This window comes from Pedobacter sp. CFBP9032, from assembly GCF_034045265.1.
Lineage (GTDB): Bacteria > Bacteroidota > Bacteroidia > Sphingobacteriales > Sphingobacteriaceae > Pedobacter.
This window is the reverse complement of record NZ_JAXCWE010000002.1, coordinates 513,261-527,903: the sequence shown is the minus strand read 5'-3', so window position 1 is coordinate 527,903 and position 14,643 is coordinate 513,261. Positions and strand designations below refer to the sequence as shown.

Sequence of the window (14,643 nt, the reverse complement as noted above, 5' to 3'; positions counted from 1 at the left end):
AATCTTATTTTGCTAAATATTAACCGCGTACTGCCCAAACAGATACCGAGCCAGCATTGCAACGGAATTCGCCCCATCCATTTTCATCAATGGTAACTTCACCTTCCAGGTGACCTAAGTAGTCGGTGAAAACCTGTCCGGCAAATTGCGCACCCATTTCCATGTGTTTAGTTCCTGCTTCACCATTAGATAAAACCACTGCCAAACCTGAACCTTGATGTTCTTCGTCTCCCGCTCTGGTCCAGCCAATGCAACTTGGATGATCAAAATAATCACGTTGTAGACCATAAGCTTTATCTTTTCTCAAACTTAACAACTGTGGAAGTTGCGGTAGGGAAAGCATAGTTACCTCATGATCTTTTCCATCTGTGCCTTTATCCGTGTAAGCAGAACCGTAAACATCAGAATAGAATACGCATGGGTAGCCCGCTTCACGAAGTAAAATAATGGAATAAGCATGTGCCCTAAACCACGGTTCTACTGTTTGTTCGAGAGATTGAAGGGGTTGCGTGTCATGATTTTCTACCAATGTAACGGCAAATTCCGGACGAGCTTGTACCAAACTGCCATTTAAAATGGAAGCCATATCGTAACTTTCACCTGCTTTTGAAGCTTGCGAGAAATTTGCCTGTAAACAAGCGTCGAAAAGAGAAATACGTCCTTCTGTAGCATCAAGGTAATTAAGCATCGCCTGCAAATCATAAGGTGACCAATATTCACCAACAGTGAAAAGCTCTTTACCTAACTCCGCACGTAAATAGTCCAGCCACTCATTAAAGAAGGCATGTGGCATGTGTTTGATTGCATCCAGGCGGAAGCCATCGAAACCCACCGTTTCATAAAACCATTTTCCCCAACGCTTCAACTCTTCTCTTACTGCAGGGTTTCTGAAGTCGATATCGGTTAACATCAGGTAATCGTAGTTACCATTTTCGTCATCCATTACATCTTCCCAACCCTCACCATATTGATTTTGGATGCTGTAAATAGCAGTTTCTTCTGTTCTGGCATCGTAATCAACACCCGTAAAACATTGAAAATCCCATTTAAATTCAGAGTATTTTCCATTTCTACCCGGATAGGTAAATTTAGTATAAGCATCGATTTCGAAAGGTTCAGAAATGAATTCGTTTCGGTTATCCGGATTTACTTTTCTAACCATCACGGGCTCATGTTCATCGGCACCACCAAGGTGATTAAGTACGATATCTACATAAACCTGAATCCCAGCTTCCTTGGCAGAATTTACAGCCTCAATATATTCTTCTTTTGTACCATACTTGGTTGCTACGCTTCCTTTCTGATCGAATTCACCAAGATCGTATAAGTCATAAGAATCATACCCGGTAGATTCAGTGCCATCCATTCCCTTATGTGCAGGCGGCAACCAAATGGAGTCGATACCCATTTCTTTTAAGCCTTTTGCATCGTCACGAACTTTTCTCCAGAGGCTACCATCTTTTGGATAGTACCATTCGAAGTATTGCAGCATTGTATGATTTTCCATTTATTTTTATTTGTGAATACAACTCCAAAAGTTTGGCTTTGTTTGGTGGATTCAATAAATCTCTTTAAATGGACTATAAGCGTATCATATAAGGGTGTTAGCTGTTTAAAAATGAAGTGATAACACCAGTTCGCTTTAAAAACTAAAGTTTTTGTAATTCTTGAACTACTGGATCTGCATCGGAATAAATATTTAGCAGAATCGGAGGCTATAATTTGAAAGTTTTAAAATTTTGTATTTGATAAATGTCAATACTTTTATAGTTAAGTAAAAGGAAATTCTGGTTTAAATGTTAGTTAGACAATTAATTACGTTTTTTGGAATTTCAAAAGCTGTTAAAATGTTTCTGTTTGTATTTTTATGATTACGTCTTATTTATAGGAGGTGTTGTTTTTTAATAATGTAAATACTACATTAGCTGAAGATTTAGGAATTAGTAAAAAGACATAGCTCTCAAAATAAACATCTCCATAGTGTTTTTGCAATGCGATAAGCCTGTCTTATCGCATTTGCATTTTATAGACTAATTTCTACAGAAGCTAGTGTTAATCATATTAATTTTTGTGAAATAAATTACCCCCGCTGAGCGAAAGCAGATTCAAAAAGAACAAAATTTTAATCGATAAATCTCAGAAAGGAAGAGCGTTTTAACACACTGTTTTTGCTAAATCCACAACTCTATTAAAATGGAGATCTTACTGTATTTTTTTCATTTTCCATTGGCTGAACAAAAAGAATAAGCACTAAATAAACATCGTCATAACAAGCTTGGTCTTGGCTTATTATGCCCATAATTTGCCGGTTTTATAAACCTTAAGCCTTATATTATTCAATAAACAGGAACAAAATTTCCGATTTTAGAGATGAAATTGTATTTGATATGGCATAAAATTGAAGGCATTTCCATCTATGCAAACCTTCTGGAAATTGTTCGAAGTGCGAGGATACTAAGGCCACCACCAAATAGCATTAAATAATCATCTAAGGGGCAATAAGCGATATTGTAATAAACCTCGTTACCAGCTCCTAATAAATTAATGTTACAAGGCCTGTTTGCCCTTACCCTGACATTGGCAGCGTAAGGGGTTGTTCTGGTTGATCCCCGACTGCAGATTGTGTTTAAAGGTGTTCCTCCCCAGAGTCCTAATAGATTTTCTGTATAAATAACAGTAGAATTTGGTGCCTGACAGCCGATCAGCTGAGCATATGTAGGTTTGGATAGTAATAAAAGTAATAAAAAACTACCTGTTATAATGGCTAATTTCATAAGCAAGGGCTAAATTTAATCGTATCTAAGTGCCTACAAAATTACTGGCAGGAAGGCTGGAATAAGCCGTTCCTTTTATTCATTTTGACTGTTTGTTGTTACCCGCGATCTAAAAGGTAGAATGAAATCCAGGGTTTTTAGCTACTACTATTTCAATATAATAGCTTGAAATGTGGCTTTCTAATTACCTATTTTAGTAATTAGCAAACACTATCCACATCCAAAATTTTCTCATTTTGAAATTTGTTTATGCAGCGATTTTAGTCGCTTTTCTTTTCCTTTATTCTGCGGAGGTTTCCGGACAAAATCTTTACACTAAAGCGTACGGAAACCTTCATGATCCGGCTATGATTTTTATTCACGGAGGGCCAAGAGGAAATGCGACGCTTTTTGAGGCAACAACTGCAGAAAAACTAGCCGCCATGGGTTTTTATGTTATCGTTTATGATAGAAGAGGTGAAGGTAGATCTAACGATTTATCTGCCAGATTTACCTTCGACGAAGCTTTTTCAGATCTGAATTTAGTAATGAAGCAATATCATTTGACTAAAGTAAGTCTCATCGGGCACAGCTTTGGTGGTATCATTTCAACACTTTTTTCTAATCAATACCCTGAAAAAGTTGATCATCTAATACTGGCAGATGCGCTGTTTGCCCAACAGGAAAGTTATAATTATATACTTTCTCAGGTTAAAGAAACCGTTGCATTAAAGCAGGATGAAATATCCATAAAAGATTTGGCCAATGTAAATACAATGGATACATTAAGCGCAGCTTACCGTAAGTTAGTGTATGATTTAGCTAGTCGCTTTGGTTACTTTAAAATGTCTGCACCTACTAAAGAATCTGCACGAATAAGTAAGGAGTACTTAAATAGTGATTTCTCCAAACAGAACATTCGAAATGATAATGCGCCTTTGTTATTTTATCGAAACGAATCCTTAGTAAATATAGATACTAAGCCAATCCTCAGAAAGTTGATAACTAAAGGTGTAAAAATAGCTGCTGTTTATGGTGAAGATGATAGAATTTTTTCCTCCAAACAGTTAAATGATCTAAAATTAATTGTTGGTGATCATCAATATCACCTCATCTCAAATTGTTCTCATTATCCATTTGTAGATCAGCAGGAACAATTTTTAAAAATTTTAAGTAGCATCATTAATGGTCGATAATTAATTTTTCAGAAAACATGCGCTTTCCATTATAACGGTCAGACATTTGAGTGCTTCACTTCGAGTGCCTGCTGATTCAAGAGTATTCATTAAAGCATATATTTCATTTGATCTGTTCATTATCCAATATTTAATTATCTGTATTTGAAACGTGTTGAATGTGCGGTAATATGGCCGCAAGATGCTATTCTTAACTTCAAAGAGAAAGTTAATAGCATATAAATCATTTAAATGCAACATTGTTGCTTATTTTTTGGATACTATCTTTCCATGATTACCTTTGGATCAGTTTAGATTAGTTAATGATTGCAGGGGAGAGTGGTTCCTTCCCTGCTTTTTTATTTTCTGGAATGCTGGCAGACTAATTAATTAAACTGTTTCTAACTACATCTGAAATAACATGATATGCGTATATGCTGAAGTTCATGTGAAAGTCATTACGTACAACATTTAACACTATTGTATGTTTAATAAGTCCAAAATATGAGTATTTGTGTATTTTTGTGCACTTTAATATCCTTTTCTTTTTAGCCGCAAGTAAATAATATTCCCTTTCCCCCTTTCTAAACTTATAATATCTGTTCCATACCCAATGGGGTATTCTTTATGAAAAATTTAATATTCTTTTTATTACTTAACTTTTTAGCTATAGACGCACTCTTTGCGCAACAGGCCGTTAGAGGTTGTGTTGTTGGTAATGTAATTTACACCCAGCCATCTGGAAGGGGCAATGATTATTTTTTAAGGTCGCCGGGTAACCGAACATCTACCTGTGGATTTCAAAGGGTTGGCAATACGAGCAATTGCAGGCTTTATAATAGCGGAGATATCAATACCGAAAGCAGTTACACCTTATATCCTGATGCCGCAAGTAGCGGATGGGTAGATGTTTCAAACTGCCCGGTAGATGATACCGCCTGGATACTTTTTGTGCCAATCTCCTTTTTTAGTATGTATAGCCTATCAAAGAAACAGTCTCTATGCGAAAAAACATAGCAGCATATATTTTACTCTAGCTAAAAACCCCAGGGCCGGATCCTATTAAATTTAGTTACTGTAAATATATAAAGGATAAAAAAGATGTCTTTATTGCGTATTTTAAGTGTTAGCTTAAACATATAATATAAAGCAAGCTATTTAATTATTAATTAAAAATTAAAAGTTAATCTTATTCTTAGAATTGTAAACAATGAATGCACAATCTTGTTAGTATCCAAAGTTTTATAGTGTAACACATGACAAATTCTTACCACCCACCTCAAAGCGAAGCCAGCAGGCTGAATGCGCTTAACCGTTATCAAATTATTGGAACACCACCAGAAGACAGTTTTAATCGTTTAGCGGTACTTGCCACTCAGATTTTTGATCTTCCAATGTGTACCATCTCTTTTTTTGGAGAGGATGAGGTATATTTCAAGGCAAGTATTGGTTTTGGAGACTTGACTTTAACATCAGATAAAGAAAGTCTGTGCAATAAACTAATTGTTGATGAAGGTGTAAAGGTTATTAACGATGTTTTTAGTGTGCCTGAATTGGCAGACAATATCCACAAGGTAAGGTTTTATGCCGGAGCACCGTTAATTTCTGATAATGGCTATCGGATTGGGGCTTTATGTGTAATGGGGTATGAAGCCCGGGCATTCGACGAAACAAAACAACAGATATTGCTTGGCCTGGCCAAAGTAGTAATGGACCAGGCTGCATTGCGATTGGTAACGGATCAGCTGCTAAAGGAGAATGAAAATATCACTGCCGATAATGCGGGGTTAATTGATTATCAACACCAAATTGCAGAAGCAAACAGCGACCTGGAAATTCTTCAGGATAATTTTGAGATGCTTTTTGAACATGCCCCAATGGCTATTGGCGTGATCTCTGGTGAAGAGAATACACTCATTCAGGCCAATAAAATGCTTTTGGACATTTTAGGTAAAGATGCTGATTTTACTGGAGAGCCATTTGATGCTGTTGTTCCAGAATTAGAAGAACAGGATTTGTTGAAGTTAATTGTCAAATTACGCGAAACCGGAGTACCACAGCATGGCAGGGAAATAAAGTTGCTAGTTTGGGTAAAAGATCATCTCCAGAGTCTTTATATTAATATTACACTTCAATTTACGAAAGACCTGGAAACCGGTGCCAAAAACATCATGTTTATGCTGGCCGATACCACTGAACATGTAATTTCAAAACAGCTTAACCAGGAAGCTAATGTAGTGCTGATGAGCGCAATCGAGGCTGGAGGAATGGGCTATACGGTAGTTGAATTTGCTACGGGAAAGATGGTTTCTAATGATCAGTTTAAGCAAAATTATGGTTATGGAGTGAACGAAGAATTCGATTATTCAGACCTGTTTGATGCTATGCTGCCTAAATACAGGCAAACGATTAAAAAGTCTGTTCAAGATGCAATTGAGCATAATGGTGTATACCGAGCCGAATATGAAGTGAAATGGAAAGACGGTTCTATCCATTGGATCAGTGCATTCGGTAAACCCAGATATGATGTATATGGAAGGGCATCACACATTATCGGGCTCAACAAAATAATTGAAAAAGCCAGTTAAAAGACGATCTCATTATTTTTGAAGCCGATCAATTTCAATTTACTGATGTATCAATAGCTTTCCAGTAGAAATCATTCTATGAATATGCACTAGGAAATTAACGATTCTTTGCGCTAATTAAAGTGATATAAAAAGACTACGTTTCCGGTATATACAGGTTTCTTGCCCGCTCTGGTGGTCAGGATGGCCTGGATTACTACCTTGGTAATGCCACGCAGATCGCTGATAGCTGTAAGTTTGGCGTGGAGCTGAACTTCTTCGCCGGCAAGAACAGGCTGACCAAATTTAAAGCTTTCGATCCCATAGTTAACTTCCATCTTTACATTTCTAATATCAGCAATCTGCTTCCATAAATAAGGAATGAGTGAAAGCGTCAGATATCCATGGGCTATGGTAGCCCCAAAGGGGCTTTCTGATTTACATTTTTCAGGATCAGTATGAATCCATTGTGCATCCTGCGTAGCCGTTGCAAATTTATTAATCTGCTCCTGACTTATTACATGCCAATTTGAAGTACCTAATTCTTTGCCCAGGTACGCTTTATATTCATTGAAACTGTTGATGATAAGCATCTTAAAATGTCTAAAGTTTAGTTTTAATATCGGTTAACGCTAAGTTGAACTTTTGTAACGGCAAAAATAAAAATCTGGATCACAAATTTTAATGAAATTACAAATTTCCTTAACTATTTCATGCATTTTATATGTTCAATTTCAAGCGGATCAGCATTAGCAAGGTGATTGTACGTCGTAAATCTTAAAATGTACCAAATCTTAGTCTATCTTTTTTTAGCGAAACATTTTTTCAACTTATACTGTCCTATATAAAAATATTAATGAGAGAGCGTTCGGGCCTTTTTAGGTGAAACCCACAGCGAAACTGAATTAAAATTTCAAGTTTATTCTACCCGTTGCACAAATTATACATATGAAAAAATTAGAATATGAGATCACCAGATTAAAAAATAATAAGGGTATAGCGCTATCCGTTGCCTTAATGGCAGGCTTTGGCGTTGTTTACGCACTTTGGCGCGTTAGCCGTGGCAAAACCAGCCATCAATTAGATCCTAAACAAATTGGCGTAGAAAAGTTTAATCTAAGTCATAACGGTAGTTTTCAACTCGCATTATTATTTGGAAAAGGTAAAATCGAGGTTTTGGCTGACCGTAAGAAATTAGGTGGAATTACAAGAGATTCAGCAAGAGCACAATGGCGAAGCGAAGATCAGGCAGTTTCTCCGCATTTGGAAAGAATTAACCAGGAAGCGGGTGAATTAAATTCCAGACCAAACTTTTCCCTGATACTTAAAGGTAATTTCTCTGAAATTTTGGCAACGGAATGGAAGTCATCGGAAACGCTCGAGGTTATTCTGAAACCTGGAGTAGATACCGTTGCATTTTCGAAATTATTAAAAGAAAAAGTAGATCATTTGATCGGCTTTTCTAAGCTATTGGATCTGGTAGTGAAACGTATCGATAATCCCTATTTTATTATTGTAAGATTAAATACCAAACCAGGTTTATCGCCTATTGGTGAAAGTTAAGAAGGTTGGGTTTTACAAATATTGAATAGGCAATATCTTAGTTGCCTTAGCACCTTTTTTAGTTACCGCTAAATTAGATTACAAGTTAATTACAATAAGTTAGCAAGGTGCATAAAACACTTATCTATCGGTCGCGTGTCTCACCGACCGAAATGAAACGTTGAGTGGCAAGTAGCAGATGGATTAGGTCGGATCTGATTTTTTTATCGGATAGATCCTGAAGCACTGGCGCGAAAAATAACACTGTAAAAATCTTATCGCTTTATAAACTTTGGCCGTTGAAGTGAGGTTCTTGCCATACTAAATATGCCTTCACAAGGCCTTTAACTGAATCCGTTAACGGAAAAAATAAAATTAATGAAAATTGCCTATCACGCCTCACATGAACAATTTAAGCCCAGCCAACTTTTAACCTATTGCAAATTAGCCGAACAAGCTGGGTTCAGTTCTATTTCTTCTTCCGATCATTTCCATCCCTGGAGCGAAAGACAAGGTGAAAGCGGCCAGTCATTTGCCTGGCTAGGTGCAGCGATGCTTCAGAGTGAATTACCTTTTAGCTTAGTCTGTGCGCCTGGTCAACGCTATCACCCGGCAATTGTAGCACAAGCAATTGCCACGTTAAATGAGATGTTTCCGGATCGTCTATCTGTTGCCCTCGGAAGTGGGGAAGCACTGAACGAAAGTATTACCGCAGAGAAATGGCCTGAAAAATCAGTTCGGAACAGTCGTTTGCTGGAATGTTTTAAAGTGATGCGTGATTTGCTTCAAGGAAAAGAAGTAACCCATCATGGTTTGGTACAAGTTGAAAAGGCAAAGCTATATACCTTGCCAGAAAAGGAACCTATGCTGCTTTGTGCCGCGGTGACAACGGAGACTGCAAAATGGGCCGCTCCGTGGGCGGATGGAATTATGACTACCCATAAGCCACATCAGGAGCTCAAGAAATTTGTGGAAACCTTCCGCGAAAATGGGGGGGCTGGAAAGCCCATTTACCTTAAAGTTCAGCTTTCTTATGCGCAGACCATGGAGGAAGCCACTGAAGGTGCATATGACCAGTGGCGTACCAACATTTTTCAGGGAAGCATACTGGGTGATCTGCCCACCGTGGCACATTTTGATGCTGCAGCCAGTTTGGTAAAACCAGAACAAATGAAAGAATTTGTGAGAATATCCAATGATCCACAACAACACATCGACTGGATTAAGGCCGATTTCGATCTTGGCATAGATCGCATTGTGCTGCATAACGTAAATAGACAGCAAGAACGCTTTATAGCAGACTTTGGTGATCAGGTATTGCCATTCTTATAGTAATTGGCAGCCACTTCATTTATAAACAAAAGCTTAGTGAACCCAAGTCGCTAAGCTTTTTTGTTATCGTACACTAAACTTAATTAGATTGTAACTGTTGCTTTAAATCATCTTTCGCTGTTTTAGTGAACAAAGCAGCGAGCATGGAGAAAACCCCAACGCCAACGTGATATACCCAGGTAACATCCGCAAATTCAAACGCCCAGGGGGAAATGACTAGGAATAAACCCAAAAAGAAATCTGCCTCCAGGTGCATTTGCATAGGCAGGCGTTTAAATATTCCGCCAGGATAATCAGTGAGTATGGACATTAACAGAATGGATACTCCTGCCAATAAAAAAACAATGTATGGCCCGCCGTCGGCTGGAATTCCAATAATCCATGGGGAAATAAAAAGCAGAATGGCTACACCATAATCAAGTACAGCGTGAAAGGTTCGGTTGAAAATCTTAATCATGTTTATCGTTTTAGGTAAATAATAATAGTTAATCCATAATAAGAACAGTACAGGCTTTGAGATGGTTTAGTCTACATTACAGTCAAACATGGTATATCGTTACACCCGTAAAAGCCGGTTTTACTGACAATTGTTAATCCATTCTTTCTTTTAAGGTAGGATTCTTAGAGAACGTAGCGATTAAGTGTAAGAACCTGAAAAGATGCTGTAGATAATTTCATGAGGATTTGCGAAGGAATGCACCGAAATTTTGTAAGCCACAACAATTTTAACCAGAAGGAAGTATAATCCTTGCAAAGCCAAGGGTATATACGGTATTTAAATAAGTTTCTCCGGCGCTTTCGTTTAAATGCCAGTAAATGAGGAGTATCTAAAGCCACCTGTGGTCATCAGGACCCATCATCATTATACCTGCGCCATTGTTTAAGCTTCCGATATTTTTGGAAAATGGAGGTTTATACGACGTTTGTACCCGTGTTTTTTTTATAAAACCCGTATTTCTTTGCTAAACCAGTCGCGTTTTAATCGGGTTGATTCTTCATAGTATTTACCTAAAAAAAATAATCATGAAAAAAAGAATGACCAGTGCACTACTATCAATGTGCCTTTTTGTAACCGTTTTCCAGTCCTGCAGTAAAGATGATCAGGATAATTACCAAATGGATAACCAGAGTTTTGTTACCCAGGCATCGAGCAGTAATAGTTTTGAAATCGCCGCAGGCGAGATGGCCGTGTTGAAAGGGCAGGATGATGCCATTAAACATTATGGTGAGCATATGGTAAGCGACCATAGTGCTGTTGGAAATGAAATGAAAGCGCTGGCGAATGGAAAAGGATGGACCATTCCCAACTCGCTCACTGCTAAAGATCAGGCGAATTTAAATTTACTTATGGCCGCTACCGGGGCTGCATTTGATAAGGAATTTGCCAGGATTATGGTGGTCTCTCATCAGGATGCTGTGAATTTGTTTTCTGCGGCAGCGAGTGAAAATGGTGTATTCGATGCAGACTTAAGGGCATTTGCCGCAGGTAAAATTCCATCTCTGACTACACACTTAAAAGATGCGACAACTTTAAACGCAAGATTTAACCCATAACTCATGCCAATGACTAAAATTAATCCACCGCTGGAGAAAGTATTAGGGAAAAACTTTGAGCCATCATCTCTTATCGACCTCAAATTTGGAAGATATGACCTCACCATTAAAACAGATGAGCAGGGAAGGGCGATTATGTTTTTTATAGGTACCCGTGCTGCGAACGGAGAAATAAGAGGCGATAGATTTAGCAGGCGCTTAAAACTCGATAGGGCGGGCGCCACCATTAAAGACCATTGGGAACAGAAGGGCAAAGCAACGCCTTTCAGAAAACGTTAGGCAGTAAATGATAGGGGAAGATCAACCTTCAAAATATCAGTTGTTTGATAAAGGCACTGATGAAGAAAATAAGAATGTTAGGCCCGCAAAGGGCAATTCATTTTCGCTGAAAGATGAAACGGAAGCAGCTTTAGATCAGAAAAAGGAAGCACTCCGAAATCGGCCTGCTACATCAGAAGATGATAACCAAAATGGTGATAGTGCAGGTCGTTCTGATAAAAGGTCGGTATCCTGGCCTTAGCTGCGATAACCAATAAGTTGGTTTAAAGGATAGTCATCAGATCTATAGCTCAGCAATAAACAGTTATTAATAATCACTTAAACAATAAACTATGTTTTATCATGACAATAATCTGCAGTACAAAGTACGGGTAGACAAACCAAATCCGGCCTTCGCCAAATTATTACAGCAAGCGATTGGTGGCATTGAAGGCGAAATCCGCGTTTGCCTTCAATATTTATTTCAGGCCTGGGGTAACAGAGGACCAAATAAATACAGGGATATGCTCTTAGATACCGGAACGGAAGAAATTTCGCATATTGAAATGTTGTGTACAGCCGTTGCCTTAAACCTCGATGGCGCAACAAATGAACTTAAAGATAAAATAGCAGGCGAGAATCCAATTGTAAGCAATATCCTCGGCGGCATGGATCCACGGCATGTAATTTCTTCAGGTCTTTCTGCTATGGCTGTAGATAGTAACGGCGTGCCATTTAATGGGTCGTGGGTAGTTGGGAGCGGTAATATTGCTGCCGATATGTATGCCAATGTAATGGCAGAATCTACAGGAAGGGTATTGGCCACGCGTTTATACGAACTTACTGATGATACCGGAATGAAAGATATGTTGGCATTTTTAATTACCCGTGATGCCATGCACCAAAACCAGTGGTTAGCGGTGCTGGAAGAGTTGGGAGGTGTTGGTAATAACCTGCCGATCCCGAATACTTTTCCATCAAGCGTGCATATTCCTGAATTTGACTATGCCTTTGTTTCTACCAATATTGAAACGCCGGCAAACCATCAGGGCCGTTGGACCAGCGGAACTTCCATTGATGGAAAAAGCGAATTTAGTGTAGTTACGGCACAACCAGGTGCACCTATTCCTGATCTTGGTATTCCAGATGTGAAGGGCTATGCGCAGGCAGAGCAAATGACCACTGGCGATAAAGGCCTTCTGGAAAACATTAAGGATACCATTCTTCCTTAGTGCCTTATCATTATAATTGGAGATAAAAAAACCTCCTTCTGGCATACCGGAGGGAGGTTTTTGTTTATTGGTAATCTTGATAAACAATAAGCAATTGATTAAATGTTGTTGATTCTTTTCATCACTTTCTGGCGCTTTAACCTAAAAAGATCCTGAGTTAGGTTCGGGAAGAAAATCAATAATGTTTCAGTGCTACAAACAATGCACCGGTTTCCGCTTTCTTTTCAGCCGTTTCAAAAGCATCATTAATTGATGTTAAAGGGAAAGTGTGCGTAATCATTTTCTTTGCGTTGAGCTTCCCTTTGGCCAGTAAATCCAGGCACATTTTCATTTCCGGATAGATATCCCAAAAAGCATAACTCGCGCTAAAAACCACTTGGATTTGTCCCATCTGCAGTTTTTGCCAGTCGAGCGATATCGGCGTTTTACCTTTTTCAAATCCACCGACAATAATTACCTTACCACCAATCCGTGTTGCTTCCGTGGCAAGTTGAAGCGTTTCCTGCATATGTTCTCCGCCAACACATTCAAAAGCAATATCTACACCTCTGCCACCGGTGAGTTCGAAAATCTTTTCTATTAGATTTTCTTTAGCGGTATTGATCACATGGTCTGCACCCAGTTCTTTCGCAATCGCTAATGAAGATTCAACCACATCTGCAATCATTACTTCAGCACCAGATAACTTGGCCAACTGGAGTTGTCCGATACCAATAGGGCCAGCGCCGACGATCAAAATCTGATCGTTAATTTTTAATCCACTCTGCTGTTGTGCATGTAAGCAAACAGAAAAAGTATCCAAAACAGTTGCTTCCTCAAAACTTACATTTTCTGGTAAGCGGTGGAATTTTGTCGCTGGTCCGGCAACATACTCTGCAAAAGCCCTGGAAACCGTTTCCATCCGTACCGCATAAAGATTTGGGCATAAGTTATACTGCTGAACACGGCACCAATCGCAGGTTCCGTCACCCAGCAAGGTTTCGATTACTACGCGGTCTCCCGGCTTTACATTTTTTACCGCAGATCCTATTTCTACTACTTCTCCTGCCATTTCATGGCCCATAATTTTGCAGGTCAAATCTGGCTCGTGTTTTTTCCAGTGCCTGAGGTCTGTTCCGCAAATGCCGGAAACCATAATTCGCGCCAATACCCAGTCATCCGCCGGTAAGGTTACCCGGTCTACTTCTTTAATTTCAAATTTGCCATCGCTGGTTTTCAGCGCAGCAGTCATACTGTCTTTCATGCTTCTAATACGTTAACGTCATTATTCAATTTACCAATGAATTTTCCTTTGAGAGACTGCAATAAAGCGCCGCGTTTTAGATCATCTGCAGGTGCGGCCTGATGCGAAGTTCTACTATATCGCAACGTTCGTGTTGAATGAGGCAAAAGGAAACCGCCATGGCAATGTCTGATGCCGGAAGCATCTCCTGATTTTTGATTTGTTCAGCATTCTCTTCAGCTGTTCCGTCCTGCATATCAGTGTCAACAGCACCTGGCTCAATGAGTGTAACCTTAATTTGCTTTTCATTAACTTCTTTACGAAGCGCTTCAGAAAATGCCTGGATTCCCCCTTTAGTGGCTACATAAACCGAACTTCCCTGCTCGCGAACGTCGGCGCTCATTGAACCAATGTTTACAATATGCCCTTTGCCTGTGGTTTCCATGCGCTTAATGGCCTCACGACTGCAAGCTAAATAGGCAGTGAGGTTAGTTTGTACAATATAACTAAGTTCCTGATAGCTGCCCTCGGTTACTGCACCAAAGGCTAGTGCCGCATTATTAACGAGTATATCTAACTGCCCGAGTTCTTGGTCTAGAACATCGAAAAGGTGCGAAATCCCATCTCCAGTTGATAAATCTAATGCCACGCCAGCGCAGGTGCCGCTTGGCTGATCTTCTTCTGCCGCAGCAATGGTTTCTTCGATCTGCTCCTGGTTTCGCCCGCAAATGAGGCAGTTTGCGCCAAATGAAGTTAGTAAAACGGCCAGTTCTCGTCCAATACCTGTTGTGCCACCTGTAATTAATACCTTTTTTCCTGCCAGGCTATCTTGCCAGTACGCATTTAAATCTTTCATATTCTTTAAAGTTTAATTGTATTGATAAAACAAAGTTGAACGCACTATAGGTTTTGCGAAAAAACAGATGCTCGTGTAGAAAGCATGTTCTAAAGGTTCTGAGCGGTTTTCTTGGCTTGATCTAACCATTAATTGGGTATAAACCGACTTCA

At 39.1% G+C, this 14,643-nt stretch carries 15 protein-coding genes; 9 read left to right on the top strand and 6 right to left on the bottom strand.

Annotated elements, in window-relative coordinates:
* Positions 1–19: 19 nt before the first annotated feature.
* Together SOM16_RS06070 and SOM16_RS06065 are read right to left on the bottom strand one after the other, a co-directional pair.
* Entirely contained in the window at positions 20–1,507 is a 1,488-nt protein-coding gene (locus tag SOM16_RS06070; RefSeq protein WP_320463095.1) for an alpha-amylase, read from the bottom strand.
* Positions 1,508–2,414: 907 nt separating this feature from the next.
* Positions 2,415–2,774, bottom strand: a complete 360-nt coding sequence (locus tag SOM16_RS06065) for a hypothetical protein (protein ID WP_320463094.1) — start codon at positions 2,772–2,774, stop codon at positions 2,415–2,417.
* A gap of 236 nt (positions 2,775–3,010) precedes the next feature.
* Between SOM16_RS06065 and SOM16_RS06060 the strand changes: the two genes are divergently transcribed.
* The 3 genes from SOM16_RS06060 to SOM16_RS06050 all read left to right on the top strand — a co-directional run bounded on the left by SOM16_RS06060 (position 3,011) and on the right by SOM16_RS06050 (position 6,516).
* A complete protein-coding gene (locus tag SOM16_RS06060) occupies positions 3,011–3,949 on the top strand; it encodes an alpha/beta hydrolase (protein WP_320463093.1) in 939 nt (312 codons plus the stop codon).
* 606 nt (positions 3,950–4,555) lie between these two features.
* Positions 4,556–4,945, top strand: a complete 390-nt coding sequence (locus tag SOM16_RS06055; RefSeq protein WP_320463092.1) for a hypothetical protein — start codon at positions 4,556–4,558, stop codon at positions 4,943–4,945.
* A gap of 239 nt (positions 4,946–5,184) precedes the next feature.
* Positions 5,185–6,516 carry a PAS domain-containing protein gene (locus tag SOM16_RS06050; RefSeq protein WP_320463091.1) on the top strand — a complete coding sequence of 444 codons (1,332 nt, stop codon included), beginning with the start codon at positions 5,185–5,187 and terminating at the stop codon, positions 6,514–6,516.
* A gap of 113 nt (positions 6,517–6,629) precedes the next feature.
* Here the strand turns inward: SOM16_RS06050 and SOM16_RS06045 are convergent, their stop codons facing one another.
* Positions 6,630–7,088 carry a MaoC family dehydratase gene (locus SOM16_RS06045; protein WP_320463090.1) on the bottom strand — a complete coding sequence of 153 codons (459 nt, stop codon included), beginning with the start codon at positions 7,086–7,088 and terminating at the stop codon, positions 6,630–6,632.
* A gap of 355 nt (positions 7,089–7,443) precedes the next feature.
* Between SOM16_RS06045 and SOM16_RS06040 the strand changes: the two genes are divergently transcribed.
* Both SOM16_RS06040 and SOM16_RS06035 read left to right on the top strand, forming a co-directional pair.
* Positions 7,444–8,058, top strand: coding sequence for a hypothetical protein (locus SOM16_RS06040; RefSeq protein ID WP_320463089.1), 615 nt, complete (start codon positions 7,444–7,446; stop codon positions 8,056–8,058).
* A gap of 357 nt (positions 8,059–8,415) precedes the next feature.
* A complete protein-coding gene (locus tag SOM16_RS06035) occupies positions 8,416–9,369 on the top strand; it encodes a TIGR03885 family FMN-dependent LLM class oxidoreductase (RefSeq protein ID WP_320463088.1) in 954 nt (317 codons plus the stop codon).
* A gap of 79 nt (positions 9,370–9,448) precedes the next feature.
* Here SOM16_RS06035 and SOM16_RS06030 read toward each other — a convergent pair whose 3' ends face one another.
* On the bottom strand, positions 9,449–9,826 hold the full coding sequence (locus SOM16_RS06030; RefSeq protein WP_320463087.1) for an SPW repeat domain-containing protein: 378 nt from the start codon (positions 9,824–9,826) through the stop codon (positions 9,449–9,451).
* A gap of 566 nt (positions 9,827–10,392) precedes the next feature.
* Between SOM16_RS06030 and SOM16_RS06025 the strand changes: the two genes are divergently transcribed.
* The 4 genes from SOM16_RS06025 (at position 10,393) to SOM16_RS06010 (ending at position 12,413) form a co-directional block, all read left to right on the top strand.
* The gene (locus SOM16_RS06025; protein ID WP_320463086.1) at positions 10,393–10,923 is read left to right on the top strand and encodes a DUF4142 domain-containing protein; all 531 of its coding nucleotides are present in this window, start codon (positions 10,393–10,395) and stop codon (positions 10,921–10,923) included.
* Positions 10,924–10,932: 9 nt separating this feature from the next.
* Positions 10,933–11,202: a hypothetical protein gene (locus SOM16_RS06020; RefSeq protein WP_320463085.1), complete on the top strand. Its 270-nt coding sequence runs from the start codon at positions 10,933–10,935 to the stop codon at positions 11,200–11,202.
* 7 nt (positions 11,203–11,209) lie between these two features.
* The gene (locus tag SOM16_RS06015) at positions 11,210–11,443 is read left to right on the top strand and encodes a hypothetical protein (RefSeq protein WP_320463084.1); all 234 of its coding nucleotides are present in this window, start codon (positions 11,210–11,212) and stop codon (positions 11,441–11,443) included.
* A gap of 91 nt (positions 11,444–11,534) precedes the next feature.
* Positions 11,535–12,413, top strand: coding sequence for a manganese catalase family protein (locus SOM16_RS06010; RefSeq protein ID WP_320463083.1), 879 nt, complete (start codon positions 11,535–11,537; stop codon positions 12,411–12,413).
* 175 nt (positions 12,414–12,588) lie between these two features.
* Here SOM16_RS06010 and SOM16_RS06005 read toward each other — a convergent pair whose 3' ends face one another.
* Positions 12,589–13,656, bottom strand: coding sequence for a zinc-dependent alcohol dehydrogenase (locus tag SOM16_RS06005; RefSeq protein WP_320463082.1), 1,068 nt, complete (start codon positions 13,654–13,656; stop codon positions 12,589–12,591).
* A gap of 76 nt (positions 13,657–13,732) precedes the next feature.
* Complete coding sequence (locus SOM16_RS06000) at positions 13,733–14,491, bottom strand: SDR family oxidoreductase (protein ID WP_320463081.1); 759 nt, start codon at positions 14,489–14,491, stop codon at positions 13,733–13,735.
* Positions 14,492–14,643 lie beyond the last annotated feature (152 nt).

What these genes read in the sequence shown, in the direction of transcription:
- SOM16_RS06000 (WP_320463081.1), bottom strand. Translation starts at nt 14,491, where the DNA reads ATGAAAGATTTAAATGCGTACTGGCAAGATAGCCTGGCAGGAAAAAAG.
- SOM16_RS06005 (WP_320463082.1), bottom strand. Translation starts at nt 13,656, where the DNA reads ATGAAAGACAGTATGACTGCTGCGCTGAAAACCAGCGATGGCAAATTT.
- SOM16_RS06035 (WP_320463088.1), top strand. Translation starts at nt 8,416, where the DNA reads ATGAAAATTGCCTATCACGCCTCACATGAACAATTTAAGCCCAGCCAA.
- SOM16_RS06040 (WP_320463089.1), top strand. Translation starts at nt 7,444, where the DNA reads ATGAAAAAATTAGAATATGAGATCACCAGATTAAAAAATAATAAGGGT.
- SOM16_RS06045 (WP_320463090.1), bottom strand. Translation starts at nt 7,088, where the DNA reads ATGCTTATCATCAACAGTTTCAATGAATATAAAGCGTACCTGGGCAAA.
- SOM16_RS06030 (WP_320463087.1), bottom strand. Translation starts at nt 9,826, where the DNA reads ATGATTAAGATTTTCAACCGAACCTTTCACGCTGTACTTGATTATGGT.
- SOM16_RS06065 (WP_320463094.1), bottom strand. Translation starts at nt 2,774, where the DNA reads ATGAAATTAGCCATTATAACAGGTAGTTTTTTATTACTTTTATTACTA.
- SOM16_RS06070 (WP_320463095.1), bottom strand. Translation starts at nt 1,507, where the DNA reads ATGGAAAATCATACAATGCTGCAATACTTCGAATGGTACTATCCAAAA.
- SOM16_RS06010 (WP_320463083.1), top strand. Translation starts at nt 11,535, where the DNA reads ATGTTTTATCATGACAATAATCTGCAGTACAAAGTACGGGTAGACAAA.
- SOM16_RS06025 (WP_320463086.1), top strand. Translation starts at nt 10,393, where the DNA reads ATGAAAAAAAGAATGACCAGTGCACTACTATCAATGTGCCTTTTTGTA.
- SOM16_RS06020 (WP_320463085.1), top strand. Translation starts at nt 10,933, where the DNA reads ATGACTAAAATTAATCCACCGCTGGAGAAAGTATTAGGGAAAAACTTT.
- SOM16_RS06055 (WP_320463092.1), top strand. Translation starts at nt 4,556, where the DNA reads ATGAAAAATTTAATATTCTTTTTATTACTTAACTTTTTAGCTATAGAC.
- SOM16_RS06015 (WP_320463084.1), top strand. Translation starts at nt 11,210, where the DNA reads ATGATAGGGGAAGATCAACCTTCAAAATATCAGTTGTTTGATAAAGGC.
- SOM16_RS06050 (WP_320463091.1), top strand. Translation starts at nt 5,185, where the DNA reads ATGACAAATTCTTACCACCCACCTCAAAGCGAAGCCAGCAGGCTGAAT.